This window comes from Micromonospora sp. AMSO31t, from assembly GCF_008868175.1.
GTDB lineage: Bacteria > Actinomycetota > Actinomycetes > Mycobacteriales > Micromonosporaceae > Micromonospora.
In genome coordinates this window covers 1-20,574 of sequence record NZ_WBKT01000097.1, presented here as the reverse complement: position 1 = coordinate 20,574, position 20,574 = coordinate 1, and the positions used below count along the sequence as shown (strand labels likewise).

The following is a 20,574-nucleotide window of genomic DNA, read 5'->3' as shown; positions in this document are numbered from 1 at the left end:
CCCTGCGCGCCGACATCGTGCGCACCGTCGACGACGGCCGCGCCGTGGTCGCCAACATCGCCGGCACCGCCACCGACACCGACGGCAACACCCACTCCTTCGAAGGCGGCCACTACATCAGCGTCGTCGGCTACCAGAACAACGGCCACACCGTGACCATCGCCGACAGCGCCAACCCGAACACCGCCTCCTACCGCATCACCGTCGACAACCTCGCCGACTGGATCGCCACCCGCGGCTACTCGGCGTCCTGATCCACCGGAAGCCACACGACAAGGGCCCGACCCCACGAGGGGTCGGGCCCTTTCGTCGTTGTCGTCAGCGGTCGCCCGCGTGCACCGGCTCGTCGGCCTCGTCGGGCACCTCGACCTGTTCCAGGTGCCGGGCCCGGCGGCGCAGCCACCAGGTGCTGGCCAGGCCGGCGAGGACCGCGAGGACCAGGCCGGCCCAGGAGATGTCCTTGAGCCAGTGCTCGGCGGCGCGGCCCACGGAGAAGAGCAGGTACGTGGTGCCGAACGCCCAGACCAGGCCGCCGGCCGCGTTGGCCACCAGGAACCGGCGGTACGGCACGTGCAGCGCCCCGGCGAGCGGGCCGGCGAGGATGCGGAGCAGGGCGACGAACCGCCCGAAGAAGACCGCCCAGACGCCGTGCCGGGCGAAGCTCTGCTCGGCGCGGGCGAGCTGCGGCGGGCCGAGGTGTTTCGGGAAGCGCCGGCCGAGCCGTTCGAGCAGCGGCCGCCCGCCGCGGCGGCCCACGGCGTACCCGATGGAGTCCCCCACGATGGCGCCGGCCGCGGCGGCGGTGGCCACCCACTCGGGCTCGACCACCCCGGCGGCGGCGAGCAGCGCGGAGCTGACCAGCACGATCTCGCCGGGTAGCGGGATGCCCATGCTCTCCACGCCGATGACCCCGGCGACGATCAGGTAGATCACGCCCGGGGGCAGCGCGGAGAGCCAGTGCTGGACGTCGACCACCCCCGAACCCTACCCGCGCGGCCTCAGCCGGCGGGGGCGAGGAACTCCAGCCGGTTGCCGTGCGGGTCGTACGTGTGGAACCGCCGCATGCCGGGAATCTCCTCGTCGCCCCAGGTCACGGGGTGGCCGGCGGCGTCGAGCCGGGCGGCGAGCCGGTCCAGGTCGGTGCGGAGCAGCGCCGGGTGCGCCTTGCGGGCCGGGCGGAAGTCGTCCTCGACGCCGAGGTGCAGTTCGACGCCGTACCCGGTGAACCAGCAACCACCGCGGGCGGCGAGGGCCGGCGGTTTGGCCTTCTCGACCAGGCCGAGCAGGCCGGCGTAGAACGACCGGGACGTTTCCTCGGAGCCGCGCGGGCAGGCGAGCAGGACGTGATGGATCATCGTGGCACCTCCTCGTCCCGAACCCTGGCACGAGGTTGCGCGAATAGCAAGACGGACGTACGGTTTTGTTGAGACCGACGCAGGTAAGTGTCGCCTAACCACGGCGGCACCCCGGCCGGTGCGACAAACTGCTCAGGACTACTCACGGTCGCTGGTGTGAAGGAGTACGACGTGGCGAGCCTCGACACCTTCGGTGCGAAGACCCAGCTACGCGTCGGAGACGCGAGCTACGAGATTTTCAGGATCGACAAGGTGGAGGGCCACGACCGGCTGCCCTACAGCTTGAAGATCCTGCTGGAGAACCTGCTGCGGACCGAGGACGGCGCGAACATCACCGCCGACCACATCCGGCAGCTCGGCGCGTGGGAGCCCACCGCCGACCCGAGCGTGGAGATCCAGTTCACCCCGGCCCGGGTGCTGATGCAGGACTTCACCGGCGTGCCCTGCGTCGTCGACCTGGCCACCATGCGCGAGGCCGTCCGCGACCTGGGCGGCGACGCCACCAAGGTGAACCCGCTCGCCCCGGCCGAGCTGGTCATCGACCACTCGGTCATCGCCGACCTGTTCGGTCGCGAGGACGCCTTCGAGCGCAACGTGGAGCTGGAGTACGAGCGCAACAAGGAGCGCTACCAGTTCCTGCGCTGGGGCCAGACCGCGTTCAACGAGTTCAAGGTCGTCCCGCCGGGCACCGGCATCGTGCACCAGGTCAACATCGAGTACCTGGCCCGCACGGTCATGGAGCGCAACGGCCAGGCGTACCCGGACACCGTGGTCGGCACCGACTCGCACACCACGATGGTCAACGGCCTGGGCGTGCTGGGCTGGGGCGTCGGCGGCATCGAGGCCGAGGCCGCGATGCTCGGCCAGCCGGTCAGCATGCTGATCCCGCGGGTCGTCGGCTTCAAGCTCTCCGGCGAGATGCCGGCCGGCACCACCGCCACCGACCTGGTGCTCACCATCACCGAGATGCTGCGCAAGCACGGTGTGGTCGGCAAGTTCGTCGAGTTCTACGGCCCCGGCGTGAGCGCGGTGCCGCTGGCCAACCGGGCCACCATCGGCAACATGTCCCCGGAGTACGGCTCCACCGTCGCGATCTTCCCGATCGACGGCGAGACCGTCCGCTACCTGGAGCTGACCGGCCGCGACCCGCAGCAGGTCGCGCTCGTCGAGGCGTACGCCAAGGAGCAGGGCCTCTGGCACGACCCGGAGCGCGAGCCGGAGTACTCGGAGCGCCTGGAGCTGGACCTCGGCACCATCGAGCCGTCCCTGGCCGGCCCGAAGCGCCCGCAGGACCGGGTGCCGCTGGGCTCCGCCAAGACCCTGTTCCGTTCGGCGCTCTCCGACTACGTCGCCGCCGACGAGACCGGGGGCGACCCGGGCCGCAAGCCGGGCGTGCCGCAGCTGGAGAAGCCGTTCGGCACCGACGGCCCGGCCGACGAGGCCAGCGCCGAGTCCTTCCCGGCCAGCGACTCCCCGGCCAACGGCATCAACGACCCGGCCGACGCCCCGCGGGACCTGGAGACCGCCGCGGTCGGCGCCGGTGGGCGCGCCACCAACCCGGTCCGGGTGACCGGGGCCGACGGCGTCGAGTACGAGCTGGACCACGGCGCCGTCGTGATCGCCGCGATCACCTCCTGCACCAACACCTCGAACCCGCAGGTCATGATCGGCGCCGCGCTGCTGGCGCGGAACGCCGTGGAGAAGGGCCTGGCCCGCAAGCCGTGGGTGAAGACCACCCTGGCCCCGGGCTCCAAGGTCGTCATGGACTACTACGACCGGGCCGGCCTCACGCCCTACCTGGAGAAGCTCGGCTTCAACCTGGTCGGCTACGGCTGCACCACCTGCATCGGCAACTCCGGCCCGCTGCCGGAGGAGGTTTCGGCCGCGGTCAACGACGGCGACCTGGCCGTCGTCTCGGTGCTCTCCGGCAACCGGAACTTCGAGGGCCGGATCAACCCGGACGTCAAGATGAACTACCTGGCGTCCCCGCCGCTGGTGGTCGCGTACGCGCTCGCCGGCACCATGGACATCGACCTGGCGAACGAGCCGATCGGCGAGGACGCGCAGGGCAACCCGGTGTTCCTGCGGGAGATCTGGCCGAACACCGCCGAGATCCAGGACGTCATCGCCTCGGCGATCGGCGCCACCGGCTTCAGCTCCGCGTACGCGGACGTGTTCGCCGGTGACGAGCGCTGGCAGTCGCTGCCGACCCCGACGGGCGACACGTTCGCCTGGGCCGGCGAGTCGACCTACGTGCGCAAGCCCCCGTACTTCGAGGGCATGGAGCGCGACCCGCAGCCGGTGCAGGACATCAGCGCGGCTCGGGTGCTGGCCAAGCTGGGCGACTCGGTGACCACCGACCACATCTCCCCCGCCGGCTCGATCAAGGCGGACTCCCCGGCCGGCAGGTACCTCGCCGAGCACGGCGTGGCGCGGCACGAGTTCAACTCGTACGGCTCCCGCCGCGGCAACCACGAGGTGATGATCCGGGGCACCTTCGCCAACATCCGGCTACGCAACCAGTTGGTCCCCGGTGTCGAGGGCGGCTTCACGGTCAACCACCTGACCGGCGAGCAGACCTCGATCTACGACGCCTCGATGGCGTACCAGGAGGCCGGAGTCCCGCTGGTCATCCTGGCCGGCAAGGAGTACGGCTCCGGCTCGTCCCGCGACTGGGCGGCCAAGGGCACCATGCTGCTCGGGGTCAAGGCCGTCATCGCCGAGTCGTACGAGCGGATCCACCGCTCGAACCTCATCGGCATGGGCGTCCTGCCGCTGCAGTTCCCCGTCGACACCACGGCCGAGTCGCTGGGCCTGACCGGCACGGAGACCTTCTCGATCAGCGGCGTCACCGCCCTCAACGAGGGCGACACCCCGCGCACCGTGAAGGTCACCACCGACACCGGCGTCGAGTTCGACGCCGTGGTCCGCATCGACACCCCCGGTGAGGCCGACTACTACCGGCACGGCGGCATCCTGCAGTACGTGCTGCGCCGCATGATCGCCAACTGAGGTCGGCACGGCTGAGAGGGGCCGCTTCCCGCGCTCGCGGGAAGCGGCCCTTCGGCGTTTCGCCGCCCGCCGCCCCTGATCGACTCCAGATCGCCGTGGTGGCGGCATCCCGGCCAGCCGGACAGCGCCACCTCGCCGGACTGGAGTCGATCTTCAGGAGGCCGACAAGGCTGAGGCGTCACGCCGGACCGCCGCTCAGCGCAGCCTCAGCGCGACCGCCCGTGCCTCCTCGTCGGTGAGCGGCAGGAACCAGAGGAAGCGGCGCACGATGGCGACCGGGTCCGGACCACCCGGCCGGCCGCGAAGGTCGCGGATCGCGCGGCGGGTGATCCGGGAGAACTCCGGGATCAGGGTCGCGCGCCGGGCGGCGTCCGTCGGGATCGCCCGCAGCGCCGGGCAGGGCCAGTCCCGACCGCAGGCGTCACACCGCCAGGACGTGCCGGTCGCGATGTGCGCGACGGCCGGGCCGCCGCGGGCCCGCCAGCGCGTTTCGGGCACGCCGTTGGTCACCCGGCCGGGGCCACGGTACGGAGGGACGAGCGGCCCGACCGCGCCCGGCACGATCGGACGGGGCGGCGGATCGTTCTTCGGCTTCGGAACCGGCTTCGGCTTGTCCTCGGGCATTCGTCATCTCTCCTCGGCGTCGTCTGCACAGCAGCCTCCCGAGGGTTGCCGGACAATCACACAGCGTTATGTAATCTCCTTCGGACGGTTGTTTTGTTCCGGAGGGGACAGGCATGAACCACGCGTTTGTCGCCGCACTGGCAGAGGCGGGCCACACGGCCGAGAGCCTGGCTGGTCAGCTCGGGGTGCATCCGAAGACCGTCGCCCGGTGGGCGAACCCGGGGCACATCCCGCAGAGCCGCCACCGGGCCACGGTCGCGAACCTTCTGGGCCAGCCCATCGACGCACTGTGGCCGGACGCGCTCCACCGCCGCGAGCCCGTGTGGTTCCGGCCGTGGGTCGACATCGAGCGTGACGCCATCGCGCTCCGCGCCTTCCAACTCGCCTGGGTGCCGGGACTGCTTCAGACCGAGGCCTATGCTCGCGTAACGCTGGAGTGGGAGGCACTGGCGCCGACCAAGATTGAGGAGTTGGTGGCAGCGCGCCTGGCTCGACAATCGATCCTTGTCCGCGATTGCGGGCCGTTGTTCGTAGCGGTGCTGGACGAGGGTGTCATTCGTCGGCAGGTCGGCAGCCGGGGACTGATGGCCGCTCAGGTCGCACATCTCGTGAACTGCGCCGAGCTACCGAACCTACAGCTCCACGTGGTGCCACAAGAGACGCCCGCGTATCCCGGGCTGAACGGGCCATTCACGCTTGCCGAGTTGCCGGACGGCACCCGGGTCGGGCACGTGGACAGTCAAGCGCGTGCGCAGATCATCGAGCAAACTTCGGAGATTGCTACCCTGGAGCGACGGTGGGAACGATTGCGCGGCGAGGCCCTCCCCCGACAGCGCTCCCTGGAACTTCTGAAAGAAGCTGCGGCATCATGGACCTGACTGGCGCGAAGTGGCGCAAGAGCACGAAGAGCGGCAGCAACGGCGGTGACTGCGTCGAGGTCGCGGACAATCTCACGGGCGTCGTCGGCGTGCGGGACTCCAAGGACCCGGCCGGCCCCGTGCTCACCTTCGACCCGGCCGCCTGGACCCGCTTCGTGGCGATGACCAAGCGCCGCTGAGCGCCACCGCCAGTCCCCCCGGAGCGTCCCGCCCTGCTCAGGGACGTTTGTCAGGGCCGCTGGGTACCGTACCGGGGTGGTCGATCAACGCCAGGTGATGAACTTCCGCGTGCGGGCCCAGCAGCTCGACCGGGCTGCGGGCACGCTCGACGACACCGCCGTGCTCGATCTCGGGGTGCAGGACACCGGCACGGACGGCGGCCGGTGGGCGCTGGCCATCCGCGGGGTCGACGTGGCGGCGTTGTCCGCGGAGGATCTGATCCTGCTGTGGACCGTGCGCGGTGCTCCCCACCTCTACCGCCGTGCCGACGCGGGCACGGTGGCGGCCGCGGTCGAGCCGTTCTCCGACGCCGACGCGGGCAAGCGCATCTACGACGCCGCCAGGCCGCTGAAAGCCGCTGGCATCGGCAACCTGGCCGCTCTGGACGAGGTCGCCGCCCGGATGCGCGCCATCGTCACCGGGCCGACGGTCAAGGGGGACGTCTCCCGCCGCGTGGCCGAGACGGTTCCCGAGCCCTATCTGCGGTTCTGCCGGCCGTGCGACGCCACCCACCTCTATGAGATGCCGTTCCGGCTGGCCGCCGTGCGGGCCGGGCTGGAGTTGCAGCTCGACACCTCGCCGCCGGTCCTGCACCGCATCCCGCGGTTCAGGAAGGCCGCCACCGCGGGCGACAGGTTCGACCTCATCCGCGCGTACCTTCGTCTGCTCGGCCCGGCCACCCCCAAGCAGGTGGCCGACTACCTCGACGCCCCGGTCAAGGAGGTCAAGGCGCGCTGGCCCGAGGATGTGGTCGAGGTGCTGGTCGACGGGGAGGCCCGCTCGCTGCTGGCCGCCGACGAGCAGGCGCTGGAATCGGCCGACACCACGGCCACCCGCCTGCTGGGCCCGTTCGACCTCTTCCTCCAGGCCAAGGACCGCGCGACCCTGGTGCCGGACCCGGCACGTGCCAAGGAGTTGTGGCCGGTGCTGGGCCGCCCGGGGGCCGTCCTGGTCGACGGTCAACTGGTCGGCACCTGGCGTCCCCGCAAGGCCGGCAGGACGCTGAAGGTCGCCGTCCAGCCGTGGCAGGCACTGTCCGCCACCACGCGCGAGAGCATCGTCGAGCAAGCCGAACGCCTCGCCGCCTACCGCGCGGTCTCCCTCGCCGGCGTCGAATTCGCCGCCTGACGGGCCACTGTCAGGCTCGCGTCCGGAACGGGGCGAGGGTGGCGCGGATCTGGTCGCCCGCGCCCCAGTCGTCGTCGAACTGGGCCAGCACGGCGAGGTGCTGCCGCAGCTGCACGATCGGCATGCGGGCCCGCCAGTCGCGGTCAAGGGCGGTCAGCTCCGCGTAGACCTCGAAGAACCGTTTCGCCTCGGGCGGGGGCGAGGTGGACCACAGGTGCGCGAGGTCGACCTCGGCCCACAGGTAGGAGACGGCCGGGTCGATCAGCGCGGGCTGCCCGTCCGGCGTGGCCAGGACGTTCTGTGCCCACAGGTCGCCGTGCGTCAGGCATGCCGGCCGGTCGGGCAGCAGGTCGGGCAGCCGGTGACACAACCGCTCAAGTGCCGCCCGGTCTGCGGCGTCGAGGGCCGCGTCGACGCGGGGCTGCCCGAGCCACCGCAGCAGCCGGTGCTGCGCGAAGAAGGCGAAGCCGTCGTCCTCCCAGGTGTTGATCTGCCGGCGGCGGCCCAGCCAGTTGTCACGGTGCCAGCCGAAGCGCGGATGGGTCGTGCTCGTGTGCAGGCGGGCGAGCGCATGCGCGAACCGCTCCCAGAACGTCTCGCTGCGCGGCCGGGGCCGCAGCACCGACAACACCAGCAGTTCCCGGTCGGCCAGGATCACCTCGGGTGTCGCCACGCCGCCGAGCTCGCGCAGGGCGGCCAGCCCTTCGGCCTCCGCGAGGAAGACGTCGTCGGCCGGCGCGTCGGCGAAGGCCTTGACGAACACCGGCGGCGCGTCCTGGCGGGTGGCCGTGCCCGCGAGCGCCGCGAGCCCGCCCGTCGCCGGCTCCACCGTGACGACGTCCCGCATTCCGGCCCGGAGCAGGCAGTCCCGCAGGAACGTCGTCGACGGCGTCACTACGGCTCCTCGTGTCCGGGGTGCGTGTTCGCACGATCCTAAGTGAACAGCCGGCGACCTTGGCGGCAGGACAACCCGGGTGCGGCGTCGACCGGACTCGTGTTGACTCTGGCGGTGGATCGTCAACGGCTCAGCAGCATCGCGCACTCGCACCATCCGATCGCGGCTCCGATCTTCGGTGTCAACGTCAACCGGCTCCTGCGCCGGGCGGGCCGCCAACCCGCGGCTCGTATCCTCGACCTCGGCTGCGGCGAGGGGTCCTGGGCGCTGCAGGCCCTCGCTCACCACCCGGACGGGCACGCCGACGGCGTGGACGTCAGCCGGTACGCCCTCGAACGCGCCGCCGGCGCCGCCGAGGCGCGTGGCCTCGCCGACCGGCTCACCCTGCACGAGCGCGACGCCCGGACGTACGTGCCGGACGGCGACTACGACCTGGTGCTGTGTGTCGGGTCCACACACGCGTTCGGCGGGTTCGGCGAGACACTGGAGCTGGCCGGCCGGCATGTGAACGCCGACGGCATCCTCATGGTCGGTGAGGGGTTCTGGCAGGTCCCGCCGACTCCGGAGGCACTCGCGGCGCTCGACGCGAAGCCGGAGGAGTTCACCGACCTCGCCGGCCTGGTCGACGCCGCCGAGCGAGCCGGCTGGACGCCGGTGTACGCCCATGTGAGCGACGCCGCCGAATGGGATGACTACGAATGGTCGTGGATCGGCTCGCTCACCGAGTGGGCGTTGGACAATCCCGGCCATCCCGACGCCGCCGAGGCGCTCACCGCCGCCCGGGAGCACCGCGACCAGTGGCTGCGCGGGTACCGCAACGTGCTGGGCTTCGTGACGCTGGTGCTCCGCCGCATCTGACCCGTCACGGCGTCGCGGCTTCCAGCACCTCCTTGAGCAGGGCGAGGTCACCGCTGACGAGCCCGGCGTCCCGTTCGAGGTCGGCGTCGCTCATCCCCGGCGAGCGGCGGAGCGTGAAGACCACCTCGCAGCCGTCGCCGTCCGCGATGGCCCGCAGCGGCACGTACACCGTCTCGCCGGAGGGCGTGACTACCTCGTGGTCGAGCACGCCGTACTCGTTGGGTGGGGCGAAGCGCACCCGCGCGCGGCCCTCCGGTGTCTCGACGAACCACTCCCCCTGCTCCCGCAGCACCGAGCTGCCCAGGCCGGGCGCCCAGCGGGGCAGGTTGCGGGGGTCGGAGGCGAACGCGTAGACGTCGGCGACCGGCCGGTCGATGTGCACGCTCAGGTGTCGGGATCCGGTGGACATCGCCCCATCATGGCAGCGTGTGCCGCCGGAGTCAGTCCGCGCCGGCGGCGCGGCGGCGCTCCTCGCGCAGCTTCATGGCGTACTCCAGCAGCGTGATCAGCACCTCCTTGACCGTCTCCCGCTCCCGCGCGTCGCAGAGCACCACGGGCACGTCGGGGTCCAGGTCGAGCGCGCCCTGCACCTCGTCCAGCCGGTACTGCTTGGCGCCCTCGAAGCAGTTCACCGCCACCACGAACGGCGTGCCCCGCCCCTCGAAGTAGTCGATCGACGGGAAGCAGTCGGCCAGCCGCCGGGTGTCGGCGAGCACGACCGCCCCGATGGCGCCCAGCGCCAGCTCGTCCCAGACGAACCAGAACCGGTCCTGCCCGGGGGTGCCGAACAGGTAGAGCACCAGGTCGTCGCTGAGGGTGATGCGGCCGAAGTCCATCGCCACGGTGGTGGTGGTCTTCTCCTCCACACCGGACAGGTCGTCGATGCCGATCCCGGTCTCGGTCAGCACCTCTTCCGTCCGCAGCGGCCGGGTCTCGCTGACCGCGCCGACCAGGGTGGTCTTGCCCACGCCGAAACCGCCGGCGATCAGGATCTTGATCGCGGTCGGCAGCGGCGCCGCACCCGCCGGCCGCTCAGAGCGCCCGTAGTCCATTGATTACCGCCTCGAAAACACTGTCGTCGGGAAGGCCGGCGGGGGTCGCCCGCGGCTCACGGACCTGCACCAGGCTGCGGGCCGCCAGGTCACCCAGGAGGACCCGGACGGTGCCCACCGGCAGGTCGAGGTGGGCGGCGATCTCGGCCACGGACTGGATCCGCTGGCAGAGACCGACGATCGCCACGTGTTCCGGGCCGAGCCCGGACTCCGACGCCACCTCCGCCCGGGTCGCCGTGACCAGGGAGATCAGATCGAACGTGCCGGTCACCGGGCGGGCCCGGCCACCGGTCACCGCGTACGGGCGCACCACCGGGCCCGCGTGGTCGTCCACCCACTCGTGCTCCGCGGGCTCCCCCTGGCCGGTCATCGCGCCGGGTTCTCGCCGAGGGGCTGTTCCCGTGTCGGTGAGGCGACGAACCGGCCGACCCGGGTGACCAGCATGGCCATCTCGTACGCGATCAGGCCGACGTCGGCGTCCTCGGACGCCAGCACGGCCAGGCAGGCGTTGCGGCCGGCCGCGGTGACGAACAGGAACGACGACTGCATCTCGATGATGGTCTGCTGCACCTGCCCGCCGCCGAACCGCTTCCCCGCGCCCCGGGCCAGGCTCTGGATGCCCGCCGCCATCGCCGCCAGGTGCTCGCCGTCGTCCCGGCTCAACCCGCGGGACGAGGCCATCAGCAGTCCGTCGGTGGAGAGCGCCACGGCGTGTTCCGCCTGCTTGACCCGGCCGACCAGGTCATCCAGCAACCACGTCAGGTCCGCGCTCGAAGCCGTCTTCTGCGCCACTCGTCGTCCTCTTCTCCCCCGGCTGGTGTGCCGTGCTCGTCCGGGATCGCCGGATCGGCGGTCCCTAGGTCGCCTGACCGTCGCCGGTGTCCGGCGCGCCGGCTTCGTGCGCCCCGCCGAGCAGCCGGGCCGCGTCGGTCCGGCCGCGTCGGGTGCCGCTCTGGTAGGAGCTCATCATCCGGCGCACCTGCTCCGGTGGGCGCACCGTGTCGTCGTCGTCCCCGCCGTCGTCGTCCGCGGCGGTCTGGTCGTGCCGCAGTTCCGGCGCCAGGTTGGCCTGCCGGACCCGGACGGGCAGCCCGCCGTCGGTGCGGGCCGGCGCCGCGCCGCCGTCCGTCCGCGCCTCGGGCCGTGGGGCCTCCGCGGGCCGGGCCTCCACCGGGGTCAGCGCCACGGTGGGCTCGCCGAGTGCGGGCTGCCGTTTCCGGGTACGCGCCGGCAGCCCGGACGGGGTGAGCCGCGGCTCGTCCGAGTCGTCCTCGCGGGCCGGGGCGGGTGGTTCCGTGCCGTCCGCGACCGGCTCGGCCGGATCGGCGCTCTCGGCGAGGGCCACCGTGGCGGCCGGCCGGTCGCCCGCGGGTTCGGCCGCCGCGCTCTCCGTCGCCGGGGAGGCGGGCGCCGCCGGGGCCGGCTGCCCGGCGCCGACCGGGAAGCCGCCGGAGGTGCTCGGATCCGGCCCGTCGTGCGTGACCAGTTCGAGCGGGATCAGCACCACGGCGGTCGTCCCGCCGTACGCCGATTCCTTGAGCTGCACCTTCACCCCGTGCCGCTCGGTGAGCCGGCTGACCACGAACAGGCCGAGGCGGGCGGCGTTGGCCAGGTTCAGCTCGGACCGGTCCACGATGCGCCGGTTCGCGGCGGCCAGTTCCTCCGCGCCCATGCCGAGGCCGCGGTCCTCGATCTCGATGGCGAAGCCGTTGGACACCAACATGCCGCGCACCTCGACGGTGGTGTGCGGCGGCGAGAAGGAGAGGCCGTTCTCGATCAGCTCGGCCAGCAGGTGGATGACGTCGCCGACGGCCCGGCCGGTCAGCGACACGGGGCCGAGCGGCCGCACGGTCACCCGGGTGTAGTCCTCGACCTCGGCGACCGCGCCGCGCACCACGTCGACCATCGGCACGTTGCGCCGCCACGCCCGGCCGGGCGTGGAGCCAGAGAGGACGATCAGGTTCTCCGCGTTGCGCCGCATCCGGGTGGCCAGGTGGTCGACGCGGAACAGGTCCTCCAGTTCCTCGGCGTCGTGTTCCCGGCGTTCCATGGCGTCGAGCAGGGTGAGCTGGCGGTGCACCAGCGCCTGGGTGCGCCGGGCCAGGCTGAGGAAGACCTCGCGGACGCTGCGGCGCAGCTCGGCCTGCTCGACGGCGGTGCGGATGGCGGTCTCCTGCACGGCGTTGAACGCCTTGCCGACCTGCCCGATCTCGTCGTCACCGGTCTGCAGCGGCGGCGCCTCGCGGGCGACGTCGACCTCCTCGCCGTGGCCCAGCCGCTCGACCACGCTGGGCAGCCGCTCGTTGGCCAGCCGGAACGCCGCCTCGCGCAGCCGTTCGAGCTGCCGGACCAGCGCCCGGGCCGTGGTGATGGAGACGACGATGGACGCGACGACCGCGATGAGGCCGAGGCCGGCGGCGAGCACCAGCCGGACGATGACGCCGACGGCGACCGGGGTGGCCCGGGCCACGATGTCCTCGCCGCCGGCGAGGATCACGCCGCGCAGGTCCTCCATCGAGCGGCTGGAGGCGGCCTGCCAGGCCGTGGCGGTGACGGGCGGGCGCACGTCGCTGCCCTTGGCGGCGAGCACCCGGTCCTGGAGGGCACGGAGCTGCCGGAACGACTCCCCCTCGGTCATCTGCTGGTAGCGGGCCCGGTCGGTGGGGGCGAGGTCGCGCGCGGTGCGGTCGGAGAGGAACAACTGGGCGCCGACCAGCCGGGCGAAGGCGGTCTGCTCGGCCACGGTCATCCGGTTGGCCGCCACCGCGCCGGTGAGCAGGGCGTCCTGCTGGGACAGCAGCTCCCGGGCCCGGTTCAGGTCGATGAGCGCGGCGGTGTCCCGGGCGATCTCGTCGTCGTCCAGGCCGCCGAGCGCGTCGAAGACACCGAAGATGGCGTCGACGGCCTCGTTGTACGCGGCCAGCGTCGCGGTGCGGTCGATGGTCTTGCGGCCCACCTCGGCGCGGACCGCGCCGAGCTGCTCGACCTGGGTCTTCAGGTCGGTGATGCGCTGCTCCAGCTCGTCGCTGGCGGGGATCTCGGTGCGCCAGTCCTGCGCGGAGCGCCACAGCGTGGCGGCGCTGTCGTCGGTGCGCTGCCGCTGCGCGACGAGTTCGGAGAGCTGGTCCGGGTCGGACTGTCCGAGGTACAACAGCGACAGCCGCCGCTCGTTCTGCAGCTGGAGCAGCAGCGGATCGGCCGGCTCGAAGACCCGCGCGTTGAGCGCCTGCACACCGAGCAGGTTGAACCCGTCGCGCACCGTCACCCACGCGGCGAAGGCCCAGAGCGCGATCAGGGACGCCAGAAGGGCGATGATCTTCGTACGGAGATTCGTACTGCGGGAACGCATCACACCGTCCTGGCCCGGTATCCGATCAGTCGGAAATCCGATCGACTCCGGCGCACGCTAGCAGTCGTCGTGAACTCCATTCAAGCGATCCTGATCATGGTGTTGCCGGCCCGGTGGAAGTTGGGTCGGCCGACCACGACGCGGCCAGCACCGCTGCGCGCACGATCAGGGTCGGGCGGTAGAGATCCTTGTCGTGCCACAGAGGCGGCCCAGCAGCGCGTCCGTCCCACTCGGACAGTCGTCGCCGCCCCCGCGCGAGCGCCGCATCGACCCCCGTATCTTCCGGCCGGGCGGCGCCGGACAGCGCGAGCACCGCGTACGCGGTCTCCTCGGCGGTGCCGCCCCAGCGCCCCCACGAGCCGTCCGCCCGCTGGGTGTCCAGCAGCCAGCCGACGCCCCGCTCGACGGCGGCCCGCACCCCCGGGCCGGTGGCGTGCTCGGCGAGCGCGAGCAGCACGCAGTACGTGGCGTAGTACGCCGACGCGTGCCACCGGTCGCCCCACCGGCCGTCCGGCTCCTGCCGCTCGACCAGCCAGCCGGCGACCCGGTCCACGGTGGCCGCCACGCCGGGGTGGCCGGGGTGCTGGCCGAGGGCGTCGAGGACGTGCGCGTTGGTGGTCACCGACGCCCCGTCCTCCCCCGGCCAGGTGCAGAAGTGCCGCCCGGTGTCGTACGCGTCGAGCCGGGACACGTCGAGCGGCCGGCCCAGCCGGGCCAGCGCGTAGAGGGTCACCGAGGTGGTGTCGGCGTCGGCGGGCAGCCCGGGTCCGGTGGCCGCCCCGGACGCCCCGACGGCCGCCCGCAGCTCGGCCACGAGCGACCCGGGGACGGTCAGCGGCACGCCGGCGCGGGCCAGGATGCCGAGCACCCAGGCGCGCTCGAAGACGGTGATCGGGCTGGCGCAGGGCACCGGACCGCGCCCGCCGACCGCCCGGAGGTAGTCCAGGGCGGGGCCGGGCTCGGGGCGACCGAGCCAGGCGGCCGTCGCGGCGGGCGAGGCGCCGACCGCGCCCGCCTCGGTGGGCCGCACGCCGGCCGCCCGGCAGGCGCCGTCGCCGGCCACCTCCAGGGCGTGCGCCAGCTTCTCCGGGACGGGCCGCCCGCTGGCCAGCAGGCCGCGTACCCGGGTCAGCCGGCCCGGGTCGAGACCGGCCGGCAGCGGCAGGCGGGCCCCAGACCAGTCGGCCAGGCCGGCCGGGGTTTGCGCGAGGTGCCGGTCGACGGCCTCGCGCAGCGCCGGCACGATCAGGTCGGTGGCGGGCAGGTCGGGCGGGGCGCCGGCGTCGAGGGCGCCGGCCAGGAAGGCCAGGCCGCGGTGCGCGGCACCGGCCAGCGGCGCGGCGGGGCCGTGCCGCCGCAGCATGGTCAGCAGGGCCTCGGTGGCGCTCAGGGTGGGTACCAGGGCGTACCCGCCGGGGCCGCCCCACCCGCCGTCGGTGCGCTGCCGGTCGAGCAGCCAGGAGACGCGGACGTCGTGGCCGGGCAGCCACGGCGCCAGGGCGACCAGCCGGCCGGTCTCGTAGACCGACGCGGAGGTCTGCCCGGCCGGGTTGTCCACCATGGCCTCGACGAGTTCCCGGGCCTGCCCGGCGCGGGCGTCGCCGGCACGGGTGACCGGCGCCGGACCGGCGGTGAGGCTCACTGGGCGCCCCAGAAGTCGGTGAGCCGGTAGAAACCGCTGGTGAAGCCGAGCTGCCGGGCCAGGAAGTCGGCCTGCCGGGGGCAGTCGGGCGCCAGGCCGGCCAGCAGCCGCCGGCAGTGCTCGACCTGCTCCGCGAGGCGCCGCTCGATCTCCGCCGGGTCGTCCACCAGCATGAGCGCGTTGAGGTCGCCCCACTCCCGGTCCCGCCGGTGGGTGCCGAGGTCGTTGACCAGCCGCAGGGCCCGCTGGACCTCGTCGCTCACCGCGAGGAGCCGGGGCAGCTCGCGGTGCGTGCCGGCGTCCCCGGTGTGGATCCAGTGCGCGACGTTGACCACCGTGGCGGCGAGGTTGTCGGCGTTCGCCAGGTAGTCGGCGAGCGTGGGGTGCGCGCCCTGCTTCCACTCCCACTCGCGGGCCATCGCGTCGAGGGTGCGGGCCATCGCGTCCCGCCACGGCTCGCGCAACTCGGCGTAGGCGGGGGTGGCGGCCAGGTCGTCGCGCAGCTCGGCGAGGAACCGGCCCAGCGGGTCGTCGGGCGCCGCGCCGTCGACCACGGCGAGGCAGGACTTGACGATCCGGTCGACCTCGGACCGGGAGGCCGCCAGGTGGTCGACCTGCCAGTCGACCGCGAACCCCCAGAGCACGGCGCGGTTGGTCAGCGCCAGCTCCTCGGCGGTGCACCACGGCGCGCTGAACGACATGGCGAGGGCGATGCTGCTGAACAGCGCCGCGTCGAACGGCCGGCCGGGAAACAGCTCGGCGTGCCCGGCCGCGCACCGCTGCAGGTCGCGCTGGCCCTTCGCGGCGAGCGCGCAGATCCGCCCCTGCTCCGCGGCGGCGGCGACCGGATCCGGCGCCTCCCCGCCGGTCATGCCGGCTCCGCCCGCCGGTCCGCGGCCAGCAGGGTCAGCTCGACCCGCTCGCGTGGCCGCAGCGCCGCGGCCAGCCGCAACCCGGGTACGCCGGGACGGCGCAGCCGGAACCGGTAGCGGCTCAGCATCGTGGCGAGGATGAGCTGTGCCTCCAGGTAGAACAGGTACATGCCGAGGCACTGGTGGGGGCCGCCGCCGAACGGGAAGTGGGCGTACCGGTGCCGGGCGCGCACCCGCTCGGGCCGGAACCGTTCCGGGTCGAACTCGTCCGGCCGGTCCCAGAACTGCCGCATCCGCTGGGTGATCAGCGGGCTGGCCACCATGGTCGCCCCGGCCTCGATCGGCACGCCGTCGATGACGTCGTCGGCCACCGCGCGGCGCGGGATGATCCAGCCGATCGGGTAGAGCCGGAGCAGCTCGTCCAGGACCATCCGGGTGTAGGTGAGCTCGGCGAGGTGCTCGCGGCGCACCGGTTCGTCGCCCACCACCCGGTCGATCTCGGCGTAGAGCCGCTCGGCCACGTCGGGCCGCTGCTCCAGGTGGGGCCAGGCCCAGGTGAGCACGTTGATGGTGGTCTCGGTGGTGGCCGCGAACATGGCCACGGTGTCGTTGCGGACCTGGCGCTCGTCGAGCTGCCGCCCGTCGTCGGTGCGGGCCTGCCAGAGCGTGGAGATGATGTCGTCGCCCTGGTCGGCCACGGCCCGGGTCTCCCGGACGATCGGCACGAGCACCTCGTCGACGATGCGGACGGCACGCCGGAACGGGCGGTCCCCCGGCATGGGCAGGGAGAGCGGGGCGAACGGCACGACGATCCGGGGGATCACCGCGCTGGCGATGACATCCTGCGCGTCGATCACCCGCAGCGCGTCCGGCACGGAGATCTTGTCGGCGAAGAGCACCCGCATGATCGCCCGGCTGACGATCCGGGCCTGCTCGGTGCCGATGTCGACGGGGCGCCCGGCCCGGAACGGCTCGTCCAGATCGTCGACGGCGTCCCGGATGGCGTCGGCCATGCCGTCGATGAGCGCCTCGACCCGCTTGGCGGTGAACATCGGCTGGAGCATCCGGCGGCTGGCCGACCAGATCTGCCCCTCGCCGAGGATGCCCTCGCCGAACAACCGCTTGACCGGGCGCCAGAACAGCCCGTCGCCGGCCCGTTCGTAGTTGTCCGCGCGGTCGCGCAGCACGTGCTGGACGTGCCGGGGGTGGGTGACCAGGTACGGGCGGAACGAGCCCAGGTTCAGCCGGGCGAGCGCGCCCCCGGTGCGGTTGCCGACGTCGATCAGCGCGCGGGCCGGGTCCCGGAGCATGCCGGGCAGGATCTGCCGCAGGGGAACGGTGTGGGGCCGCCCGGTGGGCCGGGGCGCGTTCGGCGACTCGTCCACGTGAATGGCTCCTTTGTTGTACCCAGTGTCGCGACACCGTCATGAACCGTGACGTTGCCCGCGAGCATGCCATCCTGAACGACGGATAAAAAGGCGGACAGGAAAATATCTCACCCCACAACAATCCCGATGTCGACAATGGAGCCGGTGGGATTTGCGTCACGCCGGAAGCCTTTCGGCGGGCAGATGCATCCACAGTGGAGTTTGCAGGCGGCTTCCGGCGCAGGTCCGCCCGGCGCCGCCGTCCACCCGCCGCTCGCGACCGGCCTCAGCCGTCCGCCGCCCGGCGGGCGGGCCGGCGCGGTCAACTCCTCCCGGCCGACTGGGGAGAACCCGGGCGCGTGCCCGCCCCCTGTGCCAAGCTTCGGGCATGGACGACAAGACCATCCTGAGCCGGATCTCCGAACTCGTCGACGAGGAGCACCGGCTGCGCGCGGCCGCGCAGGAGCACGAGGCCGGCACGGACGACGAGGCCAAGGAGCGGCTGCGGGCCCTGGAGGAGTCCCTCGACCAGTGCTGGGACCTGCTCCGCCGCCGCCGGGCGGCGCGCCGGACGCACGGCGACCCGGACGCCCAGGGCCAGCGTCCCGTGACCGAGGTCGAGCGCTACCTCCAGTGACCCGGGGCCGGCGGCCGACCGCCGTGCCGGCGTCCCGGGCGGGCCGGTGCCCGCCCGGGACGCGTCGCGCTCAGCGCAGGCCCGCCTCCCGCAGCAACACCTCGGTCAGCACCTCCGGGTCGATCTCGGAGGCGGGCAGGCCGCGGGCGGCGAACCAGGTGCCCACCACCCGGACGTCCCGGCCCAGGAACTCCGCCCCCTGCGGGTTGGCCACCACGTCGACCACCTGCGGCAGGTCGATCATGACCAGCCGCCCGGCATGCACCAGCAGGTTGTACGGGGACAGGTCGCCGTGGGCGTACCCGGCGCGGGCCAGCACCACCAGGGCGTCGACCAGTTGCTCCCACAGGTCGCGCAGGTCGGCACCCTCCGGCCGGAGCTGGGCCAGCCGGGGCGCGGCCTCGCCCGCCTCGGCGTCGCCGACGAACTCCAGCATCAGCTCGGTGCCGAGCAGCTGCACCGGGTAGGGCACGGCGATCCGCCCGGAGGCGGCGCCGATCTCCCAGAGCCGGGCGAGCGCGGCGAACTCGGCCGCCGCCCACTGCCCGGCGATCATCTGCCGGCCGAACGAGGTCCGGCCGGCCATGGCCCGCATCTCCCGGGAGCGGCGCACCCGGCGCCCCTCAAGGTAGCCGGCGTCGCGGTGGAAGAGGCGGTGCTGGGGATCCCGGTACCGCTTGGCCGCCAGCAGGCAGCCCCGGCCGGTGTCCGGCACGGCACGGCGGACCAGGTGGACGTCCGCCTCCTTGCCGGTCTTCAACACCCCCAGCTCGGTGTCCCTCGCGGCCAGCTCGGTGACCAGCCACTCCGGGTGGGGTTCGGGCCCGTGCACGGCCAGGTCCCAGGAGGACCAGCTGTCCTCCGCGTCCGGCTCGGCGTCGGGGTCGCTGAGGACCGGCTCGGCGTGCCGGCCCCGCTTCAGGAAGGTGGATTCGTCGTCGTCGAAGCGGCTCTTGCCGCGGCCACGGCGCTGCGGCGCCGGGAAGTCGTGATCGCGCACGGGTGGATCGGTCCTTCGATCGAGGCTGGTGGAGGCAGGTGGTTGGACCCTGCAAAGACGGCCATGACCGACCTCCTCTCCTCGACCGGGCACCGCCCGGCTGCGCCCTCGCGCCGCACCATGGTCACGGGCGGCCCCGGGCGGGTCAACCGAATTTCCGCTCAGCCGGCCAGGACGGCGGCCACCGCGGCGATCAGCCCGTCGACCGTGCGGGTGGGCGCGAACCGGGTGTCCGACCACCGGCGCCCCCGGTGCAGCCAGACGCTGGGCAGGCCGACCGCCGTCGCGCCGCCGATGTCCGCCTCCGGGCTGTCGCCGATCACCCAGGCGCCGCGCAGCGGCATCCGGGCCCGCTGGGCGGCCAGCGCGAAGATCCGCGGGTTGGGCTTGCTGACCCCGGCCTCCTCGGAGATCACCCAGTCGGCGATGCAGCGGTCCAGCCCGGTCCGGCGGATCTTGGCGTCGTCCTGGCGGGACGTGCCGTTGGTGACCACCACCGGCACCCAGCCGGCGTCGTCGGCGATCCGGAGCGCGCAGGCCACCAGGGGATCCAGCCGGGTGAACGCCACCACACCGTCGTGCAACTCCTCGACCAGGTCGATCGAGGGGATGCGCACGTCGTACCGGTCGCGGATCGCGTCCGCCACGTCCCAGCGGTCGGTCAGGCCGTCGGCGTCGACGGAGAGCAACCACTCGATGTCGGTGGGCGGCGCGCCGATGCTGTCCAAGAACCGCTCACCCCAGGCGCGGAACGGCCCCTCGCGGTCGAGCAGGGTGTTGTCCAGATCGAGCAGGAGCAACGGCACTCGGGAACCTTACGGGACGGGCTGCGCGACCGACAGGCCCGAGGGCACCACGCCGTCCGTCAGCCGACGAGCGTCGTTCGGGCGAGCCCCTGATCGGGCAGCCGGTCGGTGAGCATGGTGTGTGCCGCGCGGGTGGCGCCGAGGGCGGCCGGGTCGAGGGTCGCCACCAGCACCTCCTCGCCGGTGTCCGCGCCCCGGGCCAGCGGCCGGCCCTCCGGCTCGTAGACGGCGGCGCCGCCGTTGAACCGCCACGGGTCCGCGCCGCCCACGGCGTTGGCGAAGATCACGTACATGGTGTTGTCCAGGGCGCGCGCGGCGTAGTAGAGGTCGCGGCGGTGCTCGGAGCCGGCCAGGTAGCCGCTCGGGCACAGGTAGCCGTGCGCGCCGGCGACGGCGGCGGCCCGGCCGTGCTCGGGGAAGCAGCCGTCGTAGCAGATGCCGAGGCCGAACAGCCAGCCGTCGACCAGCAGCGAGGCCCCCCGCCGGCCGGCGTCGAACAGCTCGCGCTCGCCGCTCCAGAGCTGCTGCTTGTCGTACGCGGCGGTGACCGCGCCGGTCGGGTCGACCAGCAGGGAGGAGATGGTGCGCCGACGGTCGGGGTGGCGGACCGCCGCGCCGATCACCACGCTCGTCCCGCCGTCGCGGGCGGCCGCGCGCAGCGGGTCCAGCCGCGCGTCGTCGACCCGGCCCTCGGGGTCGGCGGCCACGTCGGTGCCGGTCGGGTCGGCGCCCAGGGTCGGCGGGTGGTACGCGGGCAGGAACAGCTCGGGGAACACCACGACCCGGGCGCCGGTGGTCCGGCCCACGAGGCGGGCGGCCCGGACGGCGTTGCCGGCGACGTCACCCGGGACGGGCTCGGCCTGCACGGTGGCCACGGTCA

At 73.2% G+C, this 20,574-nt stretch carries 22 protein-coding genes; 7 read left to right on the top strand and 15 right to left on the bottom strand.

What is annotated here, in order from left to right:
- Nucleotides 1-254: C39 family peptidase (locus tag F8274_RS20520; protein ID WP_192579905.1), on the top strand; the 254-nt coding region annotated here is incomplete at its 5' end.
- 64 nt (nucleotides 255-318) lie between these two features.
- Here the strand turns inward: F8274_RS20520 and F8274_RS20515 are convergent.
- Together F8274_RS20515 and F8274_RS20510 are read right to left on the bottom strand one after the other, a co-directional pair.
- Nucleotides 319-975, bottom strand: coding sequence for a DedA family protein (locus tag F8274_RS20515; protein ID WP_151463994.1), 657 nt, complete (start codon nucleotides 973-975; stop codon nucleotides 319-321).
- A gap of 23 nt (nucleotides 976-998) precedes the next feature.
- On the bottom strand, nucleotides 999-1,355 hold the full coding sequence (locus F8274_RS20510) for a VOC family protein (protein WP_151463993.1): 357 nt from the start codon (nucleotides 1,353-1,355) through the stop codon (nucleotides 999-1,001).
- Between the two features lie 156 nt (nucleotides 1,356-1,511).
- Here F8274_RS20510 and F8274_RS20505 point away from each other — a divergent pair, with 156 nt between their 5' ends.
- The gene (locus tag F8274_RS20505) at nucleotides 1,512-4,367 is read left to right on the top strand and encodes an aconitate hydratase (RefSeq protein WP_151463992.1); all 2,856 of its coding nucleotides are present in this window, start codon (nucleotides 1,512-1,514) and stop codon (nucleotides 4,365-4,367) included.
- 195 nt (nucleotides 4,368-4,562) lie between these two features.
- Here the strand turns inward: F8274_RS20505 and F8274_RS20500 are convergent, their stop codons facing one another.
- Nucleotides 4,563-4,991 (bottom strand): hypothetical protein, encoded by a 429-nt coding sequence (locus F8274_RS20500; protein WP_225853889.1) that lies wholly within the window; start codon nucleotides 4,989-4,991, stop codon nucleotides 4,563-4,565.
- Between the two features lie 113 nt (nucleotides 4,992-5,104).
- Here F8274_RS20500 and F8274_RS20495 point away from each other — a divergent pair, with 113 nt between their 5' ends.
- The 3 genes from F8274_RS20495 (at nucleotide 5,105) to F8274_RS20485 (ending at nucleotide 7,216) form a co-directional block, all read left to right on the top strand.
- Nucleotides 5,105-5,869 carry a DUF5753 domain-containing protein gene (locus F8274_RS20495; RefSeq protein WP_151463991.1) on the top strand — a complete coding sequence of 255 codons (765 nt, stop codon included), beginning with the start codon at nucleotides 5,105-5,107 and terminating at the stop codon, nucleotides 5,867-5,869.
- On the top strand, nucleotides 5,860-6,048 hold the full coding sequence (locus tag F8274_RS20490; protein WP_151463990.1) for a DUF397 domain-containing protein: 189 nt from the start codon (nucleotides 5,860-5,862) through the stop codon (nucleotides 6,046-6,048). Before F8274_RS20495 ends, F8274_RS20490 begins: the two co-directional genes overlap by 10 nt.
- 76 nt (nucleotides 6,049-6,124) lie before the next feature.
- Complete coding sequence (locus tag F8274_RS20485) at nucleotides 6,125-7,216, top strand: winged helix DNA-binding domain-containing protein (RefSeq protein WP_225853888.1); 1,092 nt, start codon at nucleotides 6,125-6,127, stop codon at nucleotides 7,214-7,216.
- Nucleotides 7,217-7,226: 10 nt separating this feature from the next.
- On the opposite strand, the gene F8274_RS20480 is transcribed toward F8274_RS20485, so the two are convergent.
- Nucleotides 7,227-8,111, bottom strand: coding sequence for a fructosamine kinase family protein (locus F8274_RS20480; protein ID WP_225853887.1), 885 nt, complete (start codon nucleotides 8,109-8,111; stop codon nucleotides 7,227-7,229).
- A 114-nt stretch (nucleotides 8,112-8,225) separates the two neighbouring features.
- Between F8274_RS20480 and F8274_RS20475 the strand changes: the two genes are divergently transcribed.
- Complete coding sequence (locus F8274_RS20475; RefSeq protein ID WP_151463989.1) at nucleotides 8,226-8,969, top strand: cyclopropane-fatty-acyl-phospholipid synthase family protein; 744 nt, start codon at nucleotides 8,226-8,228, stop codon at nucleotides 8,967-8,969.
- A 4-nt stretch (nucleotides 8,970-8,973) separates the two neighbouring features.
- Here the strand turns inward: F8274_RS20475 and F8274_RS20470 are convergent, their stop codons facing one another.
- From F8274_RS20470 to F8274_RS20435, 8 genes are all read right to left on the bottom strand, one after another.
- Nucleotides 8,974-9,378 carry an SRPBCC family protein gene (locus tag F8274_RS20470; protein WP_151463988.1) on the bottom strand — a complete coding sequence of 135 codons (405 nt, stop codon included), beginning with the start codon at nucleotides 9,376-9,378 and terminating at the stop codon, nucleotides 8,974-8,976.
- Nucleotides 9,379-9,409: 31 nt separating this feature from the next.
- Nucleotides 9,410-10,021 (bottom strand): ATP/GTP-binding protein, encoded by a 612-nt coding sequence (locus tag F8274_RS20465; RefSeq protein WP_151463987.1) that lies wholly within the window; start codon nucleotides 10,019-10,021, stop codon nucleotides 9,410-9,412.
- Nucleotides 10,002-10,391, bottom strand: a complete 390-nt coding sequence (locus F8274_RS20460; RefSeq protein ID WP_151463986.1) for a DUF742 domain-containing protein — start codon at nucleotides 10,389-10,391, stop codon at nucleotides 10,002-10,004. Before F8274_RS20460 ends, F8274_RS20465 begins: the two co-directional genes overlap by 20 nt.
- Nucleotides 10,388-10,813 carry a roadblock/LC7 domain-containing protein gene (locus tag F8274_RS20455; RefSeq protein WP_091320827.1) on the bottom strand — a complete coding sequence of 142 codons (426 nt, stop codon included), beginning with the start codon at nucleotides 10,811-10,813 and terminating at the stop codon, nucleotides 10,388-10,390. The genes F8274_RS20460 and F8274_RS20455 overlap by 4 nt, the downstream gene beginning before the upstream one ends.
- Nucleotides 10,814-10,877: 64 nt before the next feature.
- The gene (locus tag F8274_RS20450) at nucleotides 10,878-13,370 is read right to left on the bottom strand and encodes a nitrate- and nitrite sensing domain-containing protein (protein ID WP_151463985.1); all 2,493 of its coding nucleotides are present in this window, start codon (nucleotides 13,368-13,370) and stop codon (nucleotides 10,878-10,880) included.
- 94 nt (nucleotides 13,371-13,464) lie between these two features.
- Nucleotides 13,465-15,012 (bottom strand): prenyltransferase/squalene oxidase repeat-containing protein, encoded by a 1,548-nt coding sequence (locus F8274_RS20445; protein WP_225853886.1) that lies wholly within the window; start codon nucleotides 15,010-15,012, stop codon nucleotides 13,465-13,467.
- On the bottom strand, nucleotides 15,009-15,884 hold the full coding sequence (locus F8274_RS20440; protein ID WP_151463984.1) for a terpene synthase family protein: 876 nt from the start codon (nucleotides 15,882-15,884) through the stop codon (nucleotides 15,009-15,011). Before F8274_RS20440 ends, F8274_RS20445 begins: the two co-directional genes overlap by 4 nt.
- Entirely contained in the window at nucleotides 15,881-17,194 is a 1,314-nt protein-coding gene (locus tag F8274_RS20435) for a cytochrome P450 (protein WP_192579906.1), read from the bottom strand. The genes F8274_RS20440 and F8274_RS20435 overlap by 4 nt, the downstream gene beginning before the upstream one ends.
- 445 nt (nucleotides 17,195-17,639) lie before the next feature.
- Between F8274_RS20435 and F8274_RS20430 the strand changes: the two genes are divergently transcribed.
- A complete protein-coding gene (locus F8274_RS20430; RefSeq protein WP_151463982.1) occupies nucleotides 17,640-17,888 on the top strand; it encodes a DUF2630 family protein in 249 nt (82 codons plus the stop codon).
- A 70-nt stretch (nucleotides 17,889-17,958) separates the two neighbouring features.
- On the opposite strand, the gene F8274_RS20425 is transcribed toward F8274_RS20430, so the two are convergent.
- From F8274_RS20425 to F8274_RS20415, 3 genes are all read right to left on the bottom strand, one after another.
- Complete coding sequence (locus F8274_RS20425; RefSeq protein WP_151463981.1) at nucleotides 17,959-18,888, bottom strand: RIO1 family regulatory kinase/ATPase; 930 nt, start codon at nucleotides 18,886-18,888, stop codon at nucleotides 17,959-17,961.
- Between the two features lie 161 nt (nucleotides 18,889-19,049).
- Complete coding sequence (locus F8274_RS20420) at nucleotides 19,050-19,694, bottom strand: HAD family hydrolase (RefSeq protein WP_151463980.1); 645 nt, start codon at nucleotides 19,692-19,694, stop codon at nucleotides 19,050-19,052.
- Between the two features lie 59 nt (nucleotides 19,695-19,753).
- Nucleotides 19,754-20,574, bottom strand: an 821-nt coding sequence (locus tag F8274_RS20415; protein WP_151463979.1) for a carbon-nitrogen hydrolase family protein, incomplete at its 5' end; no start/stop codon positions are given.